This is a genomic window from Krasilnikovia cinnamomea (genome assembly GCF_004217545.1).
Taxonomy (GTDB): Bacteria; Actinomycetota; Actinomycetes; order Mycobacteriales; family Micromonosporaceae; genus Actinoplanes; species Actinoplanes cinnamomeus.
On sequence record NZ_SHKY01000001.1, the window covers coordinates 2892348 to 2906387 of the forward strand.

At 70.9% G+C, this 14040-nt stretch carries 18 protein-coding genes and 3 tRNA genes; 16 read left to right on the plus strand and 5 right to left on the minus strand.

Features of this window, described 5'->3' with window-relative positions:
• Positions 1–31 precede the first annotated feature (31 nt).
• Positions 32–175 (plus strand): hypothetical protein, encoded by a 144-nt coding sequence (locus EV385_RS33865; protein ID WP_165449462.1) that lies wholly within the window; start codon positions 32–34, stop codon positions 173–175.
• Between the two features lie 28 nt (positions 176–203).
• Here the strand turns inward: EV385_RS33865 and EV385_RS13010 are convergent, their stop codons facing one another.
• Together EV385_RS13010 and EV385_RS13015 are read right to left on the minus strand one after the other, a co-directional pair.
• Positions 204–1571 carry a cryptochrome/photolyase family protein gene (locus EV385_RS13010; RefSeq protein WP_130509709.1) on the minus strand — a complete coding sequence of 456 codons (1368 nt, stop codon included), beginning with the start codon at positions 1569–1571 and terminating at the stop codon, positions 204–206.
• A gap of 1 nt (position 1572) precedes the next feature.
• Positions 1573–2466 carry a phytoene/squalene synthase family protein gene (locus EV385_RS13015; protein ID WP_130509710.1) on the minus strand — a complete coding sequence of 298 codons (894 nt, stop codon included), beginning with the start codon at positions 2464–2466 and terminating at the stop codon, positions 1573–1575.
• Between the two features lie 116 nt (positions 2467–2582).
• Between EV385_RS13015 and EV385_RS13020 the strand changes: the two genes are divergently transcribed.
• The 11 genes from EV385_RS13020 (at position 2583) to EV385_RS35665 (ending at position 9230) form a co-directional block, all read left to right on the plus strand.
• The gene (locus EV385_RS13020) at positions 2583–3707 is read left to right on the plus strand and encodes a polyprenyl synthetase family protein (RefSeq protein ID WP_130509711.1); all 1125 of its coding nucleotides are present in this window, start codon (positions 2583–2585) and stop codon (positions 3705–3707) included.
• Between the two features lie 48 nt (positions 3708–3755).
• Positions 3756–5240 carry a phytoene desaturase family protein gene (crtI, locus tag EV385_RS13025; RefSeq protein ID WP_130509712.1) on the plus strand — a complete coding sequence of 495 codons (1485 nt, stop codon included), beginning with the start codon at positions 3756–3758 and terminating at the stop codon, positions 5238–5240.
• Positions 5241–5316: 76 nt separating this feature from the next.
• Positions 5317–5883 (plus strand): isopentenyl-diphosphate Delta-isomerase, encoded by a 567-nt coding sequence (gene idi / locus EV385_RS13030; protein ID WP_130509713.1) that lies wholly within the window; start codon positions 5317–5319, stop codon positions 5881–5883.
• Positions 5873–6985, plus strand: a complete 1113-nt coding sequence (locus tag EV385_RS13035) for a MerR family transcriptional regulator (protein WP_130509714.1) — start codon at positions 5873–5875, stop codon at positions 6983–6985. Before idi ends, EV385_RS13035 begins: the two co-directional genes overlap by 11 nt.
• Before the next feature lie 134 nt (positions 6986–7119).
• Positions 7120–7192: transfer RNA gene (locus tag EV385_RS13040), tRNA-Glu, on the plus strand.
• A 40-nt stretch (positions 7193–7232) separates the two neighbouring features.
• Positions 7233–7309, plus strand: a tRNA-Asp gene (locus EV385_RS13045).
• Positions 7310–7319: 10 nt separating this feature from the next.
• Positions 7320–7396 (plus strand) — tRNA-Phe (locus tag EV385_RS13050).
• A gap of 152 nt (positions 7397–7548) precedes the next feature.
• On the plus strand, positions 7549–7767 hold the full coding sequence (locus EV385_RS36120; protein WP_423203044.1) for a DUF7710 domain-containing protein: 219 nt from the start codon (positions 7549–7551) through the stop codon (positions 7765–7767).
• A gap of 334 nt (positions 7768–8101) precedes the next feature.
• Positions 8102–8347, plus strand: coding sequence for a hypothetical protein (locus tag EV385_RS13055; protein ID WP_130509715.1), 246 nt, complete (start codon positions 8102–8104; stop codon positions 8345–8347).
• Positions 8344–9078, plus strand: coding sequence for a hypothetical protein (locus EV385_RS13060; protein ID WP_130509716.1), 735 nt, complete (start codon positions 8344–8346; stop codon positions 9076–9078). Before EV385_RS13055 ends, EV385_RS13060 begins: the two co-directional genes overlap by 4 nt.
• Positions 9079–9104: 26 nt before the next feature.
• Positions 9105–9230, plus strand: a complete 126-nt coding sequence (locus tag EV385_RS35665) for a hypothetical protein (RefSeq protein ID WP_278044979.1) — start codon at positions 9105–9107, stop codon at positions 9228–9230.
• 203 nt (positions 9231–9433) lie between these two features.
• Here EV385_RS35665 and EV385_RS13065 read toward each other — a convergent pair whose 3' ends face one another.
• Together EV385_RS13065 and EV385_RS13070 are read right to left on the minus strand one after the other, a co-directional pair.
• Positions 9434–10234: a nucleoside phosphorylase gene (locus tag EV385_RS13065; RefSeq protein ID WP_130509717.1), complete on the minus strand. Its 801-nt coding sequence runs from the start codon at positions 10232–10234 to the stop codon at positions 9434–9436.
• A gap of 170 nt (positions 10235–10404) precedes the next feature.
• Positions 10405–10590, minus strand: a complete 186-nt coding sequence (locus EV385_RS13070; RefSeq protein WP_207229819.1) for a hypothetical protein — start codon at positions 10588–10590, stop codon at positions 10405–10407.
• 279 nt (positions 10591–10869) lie between these two features.
• Between EV385_RS13070 and EV385_RS13075 the strand changes: the two genes are divergently transcribed.
• The 4 genes from EV385_RS13075 to EV385_RS13085 all read left to right on the plus strand — a co-directional run bounded on the left by EV385_RS13075 (position 10870) and on the right by EV385_RS13085 (position 13572).
• Positions 10870–11478, plus strand: coding sequence for a class I SAM-dependent DNA methyltransferase (locus EV385_RS13075; RefSeq protein WP_207229820.1), 609 nt, complete (start codon positions 10870–10872; stop codon positions 11476–11478).
• A gap of 264 nt (positions 11479–11742) precedes the next feature.
• Positions 11743–12414 carry a hypothetical protein gene (locus tag EV385_RS13080; RefSeq protein WP_130509719.1) on the plus strand — a complete coding sequence of 224 codons (672 nt, stop codon included), beginning with the start codon at positions 11743–11745 and terminating at the stop codon, positions 12412–12414.
• Between the two features lie 185 nt (positions 12415–12599).
• Positions 12600–12755 (plus strand): hypothetical protein, encoded by a 156-nt coding sequence (locus tag EV385_RS33870; RefSeq protein ID WP_165449463.1) that lies wholly within the window; start codon positions 12600–12602, stop codon positions 12753–12755.
• A gap of 142 nt (positions 12756–12897) precedes the next feature.
• Positions 12898–13572 (plus strand): nucleoside/nucleotide kinase family protein, encoded by a 675-nt coding sequence (locus tag EV385_RS13085; RefSeq protein ID WP_130509720.1) that lies wholly within the window; start codon positions 12898–12900, stop codon positions 13570–13572.
• Positions 13573–13603: 31 nt separating this feature from the next.
• Here the strand turns inward: EV385_RS13085 and EV385_RS13090 are convergent, their stop codons facing one another.
• Positions 13604–14014, minus strand: coding sequence for a hypothetical protein (locus EV385_RS13090; RefSeq protein WP_130509721.1), 411 nt, complete (start codon positions 14012–14014; stop codon positions 13604–13606).
• Between the last annotated feature and the right edge of the window lie 26 nt (positions 14015–14040).

The following is a 14040-nucleotide window of genomic DNA, read 5'->3' on the forward strand; positions in this document are numbered from 1 at the left end:
GCCGCGGAAGAGGTCACACCGAGGTGCGGCCGTGAGGGGGCGATGGCGGGCAGGGCTGGTGTCCGCCAACCTCATGGCCGCGACCGCGCTCGCGCTGCCCGTGGAGCAATCCCCGGGCAGCGCGGGCCGCGGCGCGCAACCAGTACCGCGCCCCGGGCGGGTCGACCTCCGCTGACAGGCTGCCTTCTCGGACCGCCCTCACGTCAGGCCCGCAGCCACGTCGGCTCCTCGCCCGGCGACTCCAGCGGTGGCGGATAGTCCAGGTCGCGGCGCACCGTGCCGGGTAAGCGCCATGGCTCGTGCACCGTGCCACCGGGTACTGCCGCGAGTTCCGGCAGGTAGCGCCGGACGTATTCGCCATCCGGGTCGAAGCGGTGTGCCTGGCGGATCGGGTTGAACCGGCGGTATGGCCGGGTGTCGTTGCCGGTCCCCGCCACCCACTGCCAGTTGCCGGCGTTGTTGGCGATGTCGCCGTCGAGCAGCCACCGGAAGAACCAGCGGACCCCGTCGCGCCAGTCCAGGCGGAGGTGTTTGGCGAGGTAGGCGGCGGTGATCAGCCGGGCCCGGTTGTGCATCCAGCCCTCGGCCCGTAATTGCCGCATGCCGGCGTCCACCACGGGCACCCCCGTCTGGCCGTCCTGCCAGTGGCGCAGCGCGGCGGGATCGCGACGCCACGGAGGCTCGGCCGGGGCCCGGTAGGCGTCGGTCGCCAGCCGGGGGAACGCGAGCGCCACCTGGTGGTAGAAGTCGCGCCAGCAGAGCTGGCGGACGAACGCGGCCGGACCGGGCCCGTCGAGGGCGCGCGCCGCGTTCGCCACAGCGAGCGGAGAAACGCAACCGAAGCGCAGGTACGGGCTGAGCCGCGAGGTCGCGTCCGCGGCCAGATCGTCGTGGTGGTCGGCGTACCCGGGGATGCGCTCGGTCACCCCTCGTCCGTGACCGGCCGCACCGGTCAACCACGCATGCAGGCGGTGCTGTCCCGCTGTTTCGCCGCCGGGCGCGGCGTCCGGCGACTCGCCGGGCGGGGCCGGGGGCAAGTCGCCCGGATCCAGCCCGTCGGGCAGCCTGATCGCGTGGGGAGCGGTCACCTCGTCGCGCCACGCGGCAGCCTGCCACGCGCGGTTATACGGGGAGAAGACACGGTAGTGGTCGCCGCCGCCGGCGGGGCGCAGGGCGCCCGGCTCGACAACGGTGATGCCTGGGAAGGCACGCAGGGCGAGACGGTGCCGGGTGCATTCCCGCGCCAGGCGGTGCTCGCGGCTCCGGGCGTACCCGCTGATGTCGGCGGTGATCGCGACGGCGTCGGCCGCGACCGCCTGGGCCGTGCGGATGGTCTGGGCGACCGGATCGCCGTGGCGGACGACGAGGTCGCCGCCGCGACCGCGCAGGGTGTGCCGCAGATCGGCGAGCGCCTGGTACAGGAAGCGTGTCCGGTTGGCGGAGATCGCCTGCAGGTCCGGGTCGAAGACGAACAACGGCACGACTCGGTCGGCGGCGGCGCAGGCGGCGGCCAGCGCGGGATGGTCACGCACCCGTAGGTCGCGGGTGAGCAGGACGATCGCGGTACGCATGTCAGGCCACCGCCGCCACCGGGGTGCCGGGGCGGGTGAGCAGGCACCGCAGCGCGACGGTCGCGCGACGCCGGTTGGGCACCGTGGCGCGGCGGGCGAAGACGTCGTGGTCGGCGGCGGCGACCTCGTCGAGGATGCCGGCGTAGAGCCGGAATGCCGTGCGGAGGCAGGCCTGGGAAGTGGGTGCCAGCAGGGGGATGCCGGGGGCCGCGGCCGCGTAGTGGTCTCGTGCGCGTCGGCACTCCGCGCGGATGAGGGCTTTGATCGCAGGGGTGGCCCGGCCGGCGGCTCGGGCGGCTTTCAGGTCGTCTCGGGTGACGCCATGGTCGGCGAGGTGGGTGTCCGGCAGGTAGGTGCGACCGCGGTCGAGATCCTCGGCGACGTCGCGAATGAAGTTGGTGAGCTGGAACGCCAGGCCCAGTTGACGGGCTGGTTCGCGGGCCGCGACGGGATCGGTCGAGCCGAGGATCGGCAGCATCATCGTGCCGATGACGGCGGCCGAGCCCTCCATGTAGCCGAGCAGGTCGGCGTAGGTGGCGTACGAGGTGACCGTCAGGTCCATCGCCATGCTGCGCAGGAAGGCGGCGAAGTCGTCGGGGTCGAGGTCGAAGACGGCGATGGTGTGCAGCACGGCGGGCAGCAGCGGGTCCTCGACCGGCTCGCCGCGCAGCCCGGCGAGGAAGCGATCGGACCAGGCGGCGAGGCGGGCGGCGCGCTCGGGCGGTGGCAGCGCCTCCGTGCGGTCGACGATCTCATCCGCAAAACGGGTGAAACCGTACAACGCGTGGACGTGGCGGCGTTTCCACGCGGGCAGCATCCGGGTGGCGAGGTAGTACGTCCGGCCGTGACGCCGATGCAGCTCACGGCACCGGTCGTACGCAACCGCCAGGTCCATACAAACCCTCCTCGTCACGGATCTCCCGGGACGGGAATCTCCCCGGGAGGACTCAGCCGGCAAACAAAGCGACGCACGGATCGACGCAACCGCCTCGATGAGCGTACTCTCTTCCCGTGGCCAACGACATCCTCACCGGACATCTGGGCCGGACCCTGCCCCACCAGGAGGTCCGTCATGACGACGTGATCGGTGCGGTGGAGGGCACGCTCGCAGGCTTCATCGCCGGACGGATCGCCGCGTTGGATGGAGTCGATCCAGCGCTGGGCGGATTCGCCCGCACGGCCCGCGACCTGGTGCTCGCGGGCGGCAAGCGCCTGCGTCCGACGTTCGCGTACTGGGGCTGGCGGGGGGCGGTCGGCGCGGCCGAGCCGGTCGAGGCCGTGCTGCCCGCGCTGGCCGCGTTGGAGCTGATGCACGCGTTCGCACTGGTTCACGACGACGTGATGGACGACTCGGCGACCCGGCGGGGGCACCCGACGGTGCACCGGGTCTTCGCCGTTCAGCACGAGCGTGCCGGGCGCCGCGGGGACCCGGTCCACTTCGGGCGGAGTTCGGCCATCCTCGTCGGTGACCTGTCACTCGTCTGGGCCGACCAGCTGTTGGCGGATGCCCCGCTGCCCGCCGCCACGCTGCTCGCCGCGCGCACCTGCTACGACCGGATGCGTGCCGAGGCGGTCGCCGGGCAGTATCTGGACGTGCTCGGGGAGGCCGAGCCAGGGAGCTGGTCCATCGATCGGGCGCTTCGCGTCGCCCGGCACAAGACCGCCGGATACACCGTGCGCCACCCGCTGCAGTTCGGCCTCGCACTGGCCGGGCCGGCCGGGGACCCGGCCACATCTGAGGCGTACGACCGGTTCGGCACCGCGGTCGGCGAGGCGTTCCAGCTTCGCGACGACCTGCTCGGGGTGTACGGCGACCCCGCGGTCACCGGCAAGCCGTCCGGCGACGACCTGCGTACCGGCAAGCCCACCGCCCTGCTCATGCTCGCTCGCCAGTCCGCCACCCCTGCCCAGCTTGCCGCGTTGGACCGGATCCACGACCCCGGGCGGGACACCACCGCTGACGTGGACCGCCTCGCCCGGGTGATCGCGGAGACCGGGGCGGTCGCGCGAGTCGAGGCCCTCATCCGGCAGCGGGTTGCCGAGGGGACCGCCGCGCTGGCGAACGCGCCCATCCGCCCGGACGCCCGCGCCGCCCTGACCCGCCTGGCTGTGACCGCCACCCACCGACCGGCATGATGAGGCCCCCGGAAAGGACCGCCGTGCAGAACCTCAGGAGGCGCTGACGTGCGCACCGTGACAGGACCCACCGACCGGGTGGTGGTCGTGGGTGCCGGGCTGGGCGGGCTGGCATGCGCCCTGCACCTGGCCGGAGCCGGGCGGCAGGTGACCGTCGTCGAGCGTGAGTCGGCACCCGGCGGGCGGGCTGGGCGCCTCTCGGTCGACGGGTACGAATTCGACACCGGGCCCACCGTGCTCACCATGCCGGAGCTGATCGCCGAGCCACTGGCCGCCGTCGGGGAGAACCTCGACGGCTGGCTGGAGCTGACCCGGCTTGACCCGGCATATCGGGCGTACTACCCGGACGGTTCGACATTGGACGTACGCACCGACACGGTGGGGATGGCGGCCGAGATCTCCCATGTGTGCGGGCCTCGGGAAGCCGACGGATATCTGCGCTTCGTCGAGTTCGCCCGGCGGCTGTGGCGGCTCGAACGCGACCATTTCATCGACCGCAACCTCGACAGCCCTCTCGACCTGCTGCATGTCAACCTGCTGAAGTTGCTGGCCATGGGGGGGTTCCGCCGACTCCAGCCGAAGATCAACGAGTTCTTCCGGGATCCCCGCACGCGGCGGATCTTCTCGTTCCAGGCCATGTACGCGGGCCTCGCCCCGCACGACGCCCTCGCGCTGTACGCCGTCATCTCCTACCTGGACGCGGTCGCCGGCGTGTACCACCCGCGCGGCGGCATGCATGCCGTGCCAAAGGCGTTGGCGGGCGCCGCCGAGAAGCACGGCGTGGACATCCGGTACGACACGACCGTGACCCGGGTCGAGATCGGGCACGGCCGGGCCACCGGCGTGCACACCGCCGACGGCCAGCGGATCCCGGCCGACGTGGTCGTGCTCAACCCCGATCTGCCGGTCGCCTGGCGCGAGCTGCTGCCGCCCACCCGCCGCCCGCGCCGCCTGCGCTACTCGCCGTCCTGCGTCGTACTGCACATCGGATCGCGGCAGGCCTACACCAAGGCCGCACACCACAACATCCATTTCGGTACGGCGTGGCGGGGCACCTTTGACGAGGTGATCCGGCGCGGGCTGCTGATGAGCGAACCGTCCCTGCTGGTCACGAACCCGAGCCGCACCGACCCGTCGGTCGCGCCCACCGGACGGCACACCTACTACGTGCTGGCGCCCACCCCGAACCTCCACACGGCGCCGTTGGACTGGCGCGGCGGCCTCGGCCGACGGTACGCCGACGAGCTGGTCGACGTGTTGGAGCAGCGCGGCTACCTGGGGTTTCGCGCCGGAGTCGACGTCGAACGCGTCATCACTCCGGCAGACTGGGCCGAGCAGGGCATGGCCGCGGGCACCCCGTTCGCCGCCGCGCACACGTTCCGGCAGACCGGCCCGTTCCGGCCGGGCAACCTGCACCCGACGCTGCCCAACGTCGTGTTCACCGGCTCCGGCACCCAGCCCGGCGTCGGAGTGCCGATGGTGCTGATCTCGGGCAAGCTCGCCGCCGCACGGGTCACCGGGAGCACCACATGACCGAGTGCACCGAGGGCACGCCCGGCCCGCACCGCATGACCGCCGGGGGCCGCGAGGGCCTGCCGGGAGGTGGGGCATGACATCCCGCGAGCACCATCTCGTCGAACTGGTCGATACCGACGGCGCCCCGGTGGGATCCGCCACGGTCGAGCAGGCCCATCAGGCTCCGGGTCGGCTGCATCGGGCGTTCTCGGTCTTCCTGCGCGGCCCCGACGGCCGGGTGCTGCTTCAGCAGCGGGCGGCTGCCAAGACCCGGTTCCCGCTGCGCTGGGCCAACACCTGCTGCGGGCATCCCGCACCCGGGGAGGATCTCGCCACCGCGGCCGGGCGCCGGCTTGCGGAGGAGGTCGGCCTCGACGGCGTGGCACTCACCGAGGCGGGGGTCTACGCGTACCGGGCGCAGGACCCGGTCACCGGGCGCGTCGAGCACGAGTACGACCACGTCCTCGTGGGCGACCTGCCTGCCGCATGGCTGCCCCGGCCCGATCCCGGGGAGGTCGCCGCGATCCGGTGGGTGGAGCCGACGGAGCTGCGCGCGGAGCTGGCGACGGATTCCGGCTCGTACGCGCCGTGGCTCGCAGGGGTCACCGAGTGCCTCGTCCGGTATCTGGACGCCGGCGAGGAGTCCGCGGGTGGTCGATGAGGCGCTCACCGCCGGGGCCGCCGCCCGGCGGCTCGGCGTCGCCGTCACCACCCTGCGCACCTGGCATCAGCGATACGGACTAGGTCCCAGTCAGCACAGCCCCGGCCGGCACCGGCGCTACACGGTCGAGGACATGCAGCGTCTGGAGGTGATGCGGCGACTCACCGCCCGGGGCATGACGCCCGCCGAGGCCGCCGGCTGGGCGCGGCGGGCGGTCGTACCGATGGATGTCGCCATGCCTTCGTCACTCGGCCATGCCGCGCCGACCGACGCCGCCGCCCGCCAACGCCGGGACGGCCCGACCGCCGCCGGGCAGCCGAGCCGCGGCCGCGACTTGGCTGACGCCGGCAAGCTGAGTCGCGGCGGCGGCCCGACGGATGCCGGGAAGCCAGGGCGAGGCGGCGGCCCAACCGACGCCAGGGAGCCAAGGCGCGGCGGCGGCCCGACCGTCGCGAGCGCACGCGCGGGACCGGCCGCCCGTGGCGTGGCCCGCGCCGCCGCACGGCTCGACGCGGCGTCCGTACGCGATCTGCTCGAGACGCACGTCGCCGACCACGGAGTGGTCGCGGCCTGGCACGAGGTGATCATGCCGGTGCTCGTCGGGGTCGGCGAAAGGTATGCCGCGACGCAGCGCTTCATCGAGGTGGAGCACGTTGTGTCCCGCTGCGTGGCCGAGGTGCTCGGCGCGGTGCCACGTCCGTCGCCCGGCGCACCCACTCGCATCCTGCTGGCCGCCGCCGACGAGGAACAGCACACGTTGCCGCTGGAGGCGCTGGCCGCAGCGCTCGCGGAGCTGGGGGTGCCGTGCCGGTCGCTCGGCGCTCGGGTTCCACCGCAGGCGCTGGACGACGCAGTGGCCAGGACCGGGCCGACCGCCGTGGTGCTCTGGTCGCAGCAACGGCAGACCGCGGATCCTGGCCAGCTGGGCCGGTTGCTCGATGGCCCGCACCGCCCGCTGCTGGTGGCCGCGGCCGGACCCGGCTGGGACCGGGCCGAGCTGCCCGACACGGTGCCCGTGCTCGGCAGCCTGCCGGAGGCCGTCACGGCGGTGATGGCGGTGGCCGACCCGGCGCGGCCCCGGATCGATCTCCGTTGGTGCTGATCGTCCCGGCGCCACGGCGATGGGGATACCGGTTTGGAGACCCCCCGGCCCATCACGTATGCTTTCGAAGCCTCAAGCGGGGCCGGTAAGGGCCCACGCCGCCAGGATTGCGGGTATGCAATGATGGCGGAGTTGCCCTCATCGTCTAGTGGCCTAGGACGCCGCCCTTTCAAGGCGGTAGCACGGGTTCGAATCCCGTTGGGGGTACGGACCGACCTCGGTCGGGTAGTTAATGCGGTACATGCAAGGTCCTGTGGAGCAGTTGGAGTGCTCGCCGCCCTGTCAAGGCGGAGGTCGCGGGTTCAAGTCCCGTCAGGACCGCCAGCGCCATCACGGCCAGGTAGCTCAGTTGGTACGAGCGTCCGACTGAAAATCGGAAGGTCGGCGGTTCGACCCCGCCCCTGGCCACCAGCGCCCGAACGGGCTTCCGAAGCGCCGACCAGCGGAAACGCGGGTCGGCGCTTCGTCGTTGCGGCGTCGGTCTCAGCCATCGGGGTAACCGTTGGTCACCGCCGAACACCCATGATCGCCGGCATTAATCGCACGCAGATCGCACGGCTGGCTTGCTGGCGCGGCAGCCGGTCGCCCCGACCTCGACCCAGCTCAGCCCCGCTGGCGATCGTGACGGCGGCCTGGCTGATCCCGGAGAGGGCTGCTACGACTGGGCAGTGTCATGCGGGCAGTTTCGACCCAGCAAGGCTCACCATGGAACCCCGCTGCACGTGGCTGGGTTCTCCCCCAGCCTGGAACATGTCCATGTCGTTGACGGGACCGTCGAGTAGCCGCTCGCGGCCGGCAGCGGGCCGCGAGCGCGCACGGTGCGCCGCGTCAGCGGCGCCTTGATCCTCGAAAAGGTCAATTCGGCAGTACAAGCGTCATGGTCTCTGTCGCCGTGGCGCCTTGTCCTCACGTGCGACAGTCGTCCACCGATCTGCAAGATGGGAGGGCGTATCGCAGCTGCCCATGGGGCGTTCCCACCGGCCTTACGCCGCAGCGTGGGGGGATGGACTCCTCCGTTCGGAGCTGCGGTTGGCTGGCTCGGGGGACGCCAAGGGATTCGATCAGCGCCTACCGTCTGACCGGTGCGTGCACTTCGGAGCTGGCAGAGGGACGATCGTGCTTGGTGATCGCGGCTCCGGGCCGAGCGACAACCCGCTCACCACATCAGACGATCTCGGGCGGGTAACCCAGCCACCGCCGCTCGAGTCGGACGTGAACCGGTCGGTGACCCCGAAGCGGCGGGGCTGGTTGGTGCTGGTCGCCGTGGCGACGACCGCGATCCTGGCCGCGGGGCACTGGGGTTCGCCGCTCACCGCACACCACTGCCGCCACCAGCACGCGCATCCGGGCCGGTACCGGTGATCGTTCCGGCGGGTCGGGCCGAGCTGATCGTCCGGGACGGCGATCTCGTCGAGGTGAGCGGCCCGGTCGAGGATGCGGAGCTGTGCGCGCCGGCCCCAATCCCGGCCTCGATCGGCGGCGATACCTGCCCGTATGGCATCCCGGTGCCGGGCATAAGACCCACGAACGCCGCCACGCTGCGCGGCCGGTGGCATCCGATCGGGCTGTCCGACATCCAGCGGATGCCGTACAAGCCCACGTCGGCCGGTGCGCCCGGGGACTCCGATCTGCCGGACACCCCGCCGTGCCCGGCGCCGGCCGGCGGCTGGCGCGACGGCGAGGACTGGAACGACGACCAGGTCCGCGACTATCTGCACGCACATGCCGACCAGTTCGCCGAACCGTTCGCGACGCACCTCGGGAACGCCCGCATCCTGGTGGTCGAAGTGGTAAGCGGCGACGTGGACCAGGCCAGGGCGGCGTTGACCGCGATCTACACCGACAACCTCTGCGTGGTCGCCGCGCCCGGCGGGCACAGCATCGCCGCGGAGGCCAGACTGCAGGCCACCACCGGCGAGGCGGTCGGGGCACTGATGGACGACCTCGCTTCGGGCATCTACGGGATCACCTCAGAGGACGGCAAGCTGCGGGTGAACATGGTCCAGCTGACACAGCCGCTATATGACAAGTTCGCCGCGATCGGCCTCGACCACCTGATCCTCGACCCCTGGATCCGCCCGGCCGGCCCGTAGCCAACCCTCAGCGTGTTCGGTGGATCATGGGCTACGGCGTCGCCGGCTCAGGCGGGAATGCGTACCAACCCATCGAGATCGTGCGCACCTTCCTCGACAAGATCCGCGCTCGGATCGAGGAGCTGCTCACCGAACCAGTCAAGCGCTCATGACCAGCGTCGGACAGCCAACAACCAACTCACGCGGCGAGTGCCCGGATCTGGTCGTAAAGGTCGTCTGCTGCAGCTGACCGATAAGAGCTCATTGCTGGCGGACTAGCTGCCGCCGGCACACGGATGTCATCGACTACACCGGGTGACGTGGGCCGACCCGGCGAACCTCCGGACAGGTAGCCGAGAGCAGGCGTGCGGGTGTTTCAGGCGCTCGCTCGGGACAGTGCGATCGCCGCAGATGCGGCGAGGTCGAACAGGTCCTCGCGCACGTCGGAGAGGTTCTGCCAGGAGCGGTGATCCCATGAGTCGCCCGCGAGATCGTCCCCGCAATACACGACCTGGGCCAGGGGCACCCCTCGAAAACGCGCCACCGCTGCGAGCGCAGCGGCCTCCATTTCAACGGTCAGGCAACCTTCGGCTCGACGGTGTGCGATCTTTCCTGGCGTTTCCCGATACGGAGCGTCTGTTGTCCAGGTCTGGCCGACGACGAAAGGGGCCCCGCGTGTCTTGAGAACTTCTTCCAGCACACTTCGAGCGGCCTCGTCGAACTGAATGCTCCGAGCCGCAGGCAAGTAGTGATACGAGGTCCCTTCATCGCGAATCGCGGCGGACACCACGACGAAGTGCCCAAGGGTCAACTCGCTGTGCAGCGCACCCGCACCGCCGCAAACCACGAATGCGCGGCACCCCATGGCAATGACCTCTTCGAGGAGGGCCCCGGCGAGAGGAGCGCCCACCCCCGACCGGAGAACTGCGAGACGTTCCCCGAGGTGCTCGACCTCGAGCAGGGGGTGGGGGCCGTCTTCCCAACGGTTCTCGACTAGCACACGCGCTCCCCGACGCTCGACAAGTCGGTCCACAACGTCCCCGAAGAAGGTGATGACGCAGGCACCCGGGACATCGCGCGGTGAGATCGTTTCAGAGGGTTCGATGAATGCTTGTCGAGCGGAGTCGTGCTCGGTCAGAGGAATGTGGAAGTGCCGTTGCTGGCCCGTTTGCTCCATGCCGCCCCTACCCGCACACGATGACTGCCGTGCTCATCCTGGCTGAGATCAACGCCTGTGCACGATCGATAATCGGTGAACGGCTCTGCCAAGAGAGTCCCCCGGGGCGCCGCGAACCGACCACCCGGGTGGTCGGCGTCGCAGACGCCGCCACACGACCCGTACCCGCCTCAGCCAGAGCGGGGATACACCACCGGCACCGGGCTGAGTCCCTGCTCGGCGAGCCGTTCCCGTACCAGGCCCGCGATCCGACGCGAGGTCGCGGCGGCCTCCGGCTCATCGATGCGGTCCTCGATCTCGGCTCCGCGCACGAGTGCGGCCACGACCAGACCCCACTGGCGAGCCGACAGCCGCATCCCTTCGGTACGGCCCGGCGCCGGCCAGCTCTCGAACGCTTCGTGGCTGTCGGGCGCGGAATCTGGTCCCACCCGGCCTGTCGAAGCTGGTCTTGCGGCGGATCTCGCCCACTATCCGCAGTGCCGGACGTGAGTGCAACGTCGGCTCCCGAGGCTCATTTTGTCCGGATTCTGTTCGTTCAGGGAGGTCTAACCCATGGGCATCGACCTAGGGACGGACCGCCGTCCGCCGCCCTCAACCGCGCCGGTACGTCTTGGGCCGGGTCTAGAGTGTCGCCGGTGCGCACGCAGCCGGTACGTGATGCCTATTCGTCTATGTCAGAGCAGTACATCGCCCTGTTTGACGCTGGCTGGCAGGCCCCCGAGGACGATACGGCCCTCGTCCGGGACCACCTCGCCGGCCTGGACGGCACGGTGTTCGATCTCGGTTGCGGGCCCGGCCATTGGACCGCCTACCTGCATTCGCTCGGCGCCGACGTGACCGGCATCGACCTGGTCCGCGAGTTCATCGACCACGCCCGGACGAACTTCCCCGGGCCGGAATTCCGGCTCGGTTCGATGACTGAACTGGACGTCCCCGACCATTCGGTGGCCGGGATCCTCTCCTGGTACTCGACGATTCACCTGTCCCCGCAGGAACTGGACCGGGTGCTCACCGAGTTCCGCCGGATGCTGGCCCCTTCTGGGAGGTTGGTGATCGGCTTCTTCGACAGCGACGATGAGGTGGCCGAGTTCGACCACAAGGTCCTTACGGCATACCGCTGGCCGGCGGACGAATTCTCCGCCCGCCTGACAAAGGCTGGTTTCACCGAACTCCAACGCCTGCAACAGCAGTTCCCGGACCGCCCTGACCGCAAATACGCGGCCATCGCCGCAAGCGCCAGCTGAGTGCGCCGCACCCGGAGGACGATGACGACAGTCGGGCTCGACCATGGTCGGGGCCCATACCCGTTGAACGCCCTGCGGCGCGGATCGAAGGGCACCCGGCTGCGCCACTCCGTCAAGGTGGTCCAGCACGCCGGAACGGCCCGTTGAGCAATGGTGCGGCCCGCCGCGCCGGAGCTGACGATCATCGGAGCGAGATCAGCAGGTCGCTGATCCGGTAGTGATGAGGGATTCAACAGCGGGACGCTTGCGCAACTCTGCACGTCGGTGGCCGATTCAACTGGGGTGACCGACACTCCCCCGCCGCGCCACTGGACCCGCCAGTCCGCGATGCCCGTCATCGCAGGCGCGGCCGCCGTCACAGCCGTCGCCCTCGGGTTGCTGTTGCGCCCGACCCACCGCGACCTGCCGGGTCCGCGTGCCGTCGCGTCGCTGCCGCCTGCCTCACCTGGCGTCGTCGAAGTCGGCTACGTGGGCACCCCTTGGCGTCTGACCACCGTGACCGACGGCCATGGCGCCGTCGAGATCCCCGCATCAACTGGCGCGTGGCTGGAACTCGGCCGTAACGCAGAGTTCGATGCCTCCGACGGCGTCCATAGGATCAGCGGGAAGTTCCGCACCACTAGCGTCGGCTTCGACGTCACCGACGTGTTCAGCACGGCCAACGCGTACCTCGGGAACGACCCCATCCAGGTAGCCGCCATCACCGGGCTCGGCGCGATAGGCGTCGGCCCGGGCGAGCAGGCCGGTCACGTCACCATCCTGTCCGCGGACCGTGAGCACCTGACCGTTCAGGCCCACGGGGTACGGGTCACCTTCTCCCGAGCCGACCGAGCCGACCGGGCCACCGGCCCGAGCGACCCGCCCGGCACGTGGACCGACACGTTCAGCACGCGAACCGATGCGGCCATCGGCCAGATGGAACCGTCCAGCAGCTAGACCCCCGCTTCCGCCCCTCGTGACTTGATCTGGCTTCGGTGTTCGACGGGTCGGGCGGAAGGTATGGCTTCCCGTACCCCGCTCCCGCTACCGACCCGTGGATGGCCGATCTTGCCTAGGGTGGGCCGCGTGCCAGGACAGGTGACCACGCAATATCGGGGCGTGGCGTCGCGGCGCTCGCCGCTGTGACCGCTGCGGTGGCCCTGGCAGGCTGCTCGGACGCCCGGCCGGCGGGCGACGGCGCTACCGACGGCCGCGACCGGCAACGCGCCCAGTCGCTGGCCTCCTTGTGGTTCATCACGGCTCATCCGGATCCAGCGGAGGTCGTCGCGCACGCCTAGGGATGTGGCTCGGAGAGTGGGCAGATCAGCGCCGGCCGCGAGTACTACTGGGAAAACCTGGATCAGCGCATGCTGCTGACCGGGCTCCTTATCACCGAACCACCGGATCGGGTGTGTACCCCCGGTTTGGGAGACTGGCCGGATGAGGCTGTCCGCGAAACGACGCGCGGTCATCGAGCGGATCGCGCGACACGTTCCCCCAGCGGAGGGCGATGACTGCGTTCGGGTCGCGGTCGACGGCGTGGACGGGTCCGGCAAGACCATGTTCGCCGACGAACTCGCCGCGGCCGTGAAGGCGATCGGCCGCCCGGTCGTGCGGGTATCGCTGGACGACTTTCTCAACACCCGTACGGTCCGCTACCGGCAGGGCCGCGCATCGCCGCGCGGGTTCTGGGAGGACTCGTACAACTACGAGCGTTTTGAGCGGGACGTGTTGGTGCCGTTCGCACCGGGTGGCTCGCGCCGCTACCGTTCCGTCGCGTACGAGCTCAAGACCGACAGCGTCCTGCACCCGGAGCGGCGTTCGGCGGAGCCGGCAACGGTGCTGGTGGTCGACGGGCTGTTCCTGCACCGCGACGAACTCGCCCCGGTGTGGGACCTGTCGGTGTTCCTGGACGTCCCGTTCAGCGTGACCGCCCGGCGGATGGCCCTACGCGACGGCTCCGACCCGGATCCCGAACACCCGACGATGCACCGCTATGTCGAGGGTCAGCGCATCTACTTCCGGGCGTGCTCGCCGCAGCAGCGCGCCGCCATCCTGATCGACAACCGGGACATCGACGCACCACGGGTGGTCCGGCACGCGCGGTCAAGCTGATCGGCGGATCAGTAGCGAGTGCCGGCGCCCGCTACCGGGCCGGCCCGAACGTGGCGGTGCCGCCGAGCCCGGCGCACCGGGGCAGCCGGATGACCCCCGGCACACTGTCCGGGACCAGGACCCGGCGGTCAGGACCGCCCATGCCACCGGTACGCGGCGACGGCGCCCGCCGTGGCACCCGGCACGGCCACTGGGCGTCGACCAGCCGCTGCAGCAGGACGAGCTGCCGCTCGGGATCGGTGATGGCGGTGCGGGCACTGTCGTACGAAACGACCGCGCCGTCGTCGAGCTGCAGCAGCACGAAGCTCCCGGTGCCCGGCGGGGTGCGCGACGGCTCGCGTGGAGCCGCGTGGGCCCACCACCCCGCGGCCAATGCCAGCACGGCGGCGGTGCCGGACGCGAGCACGGCGGCCGGTAGGGCCCGGGCTCGGCCCTCGGTCATAACCGCAGGCTACCGAGGCCGGGCGC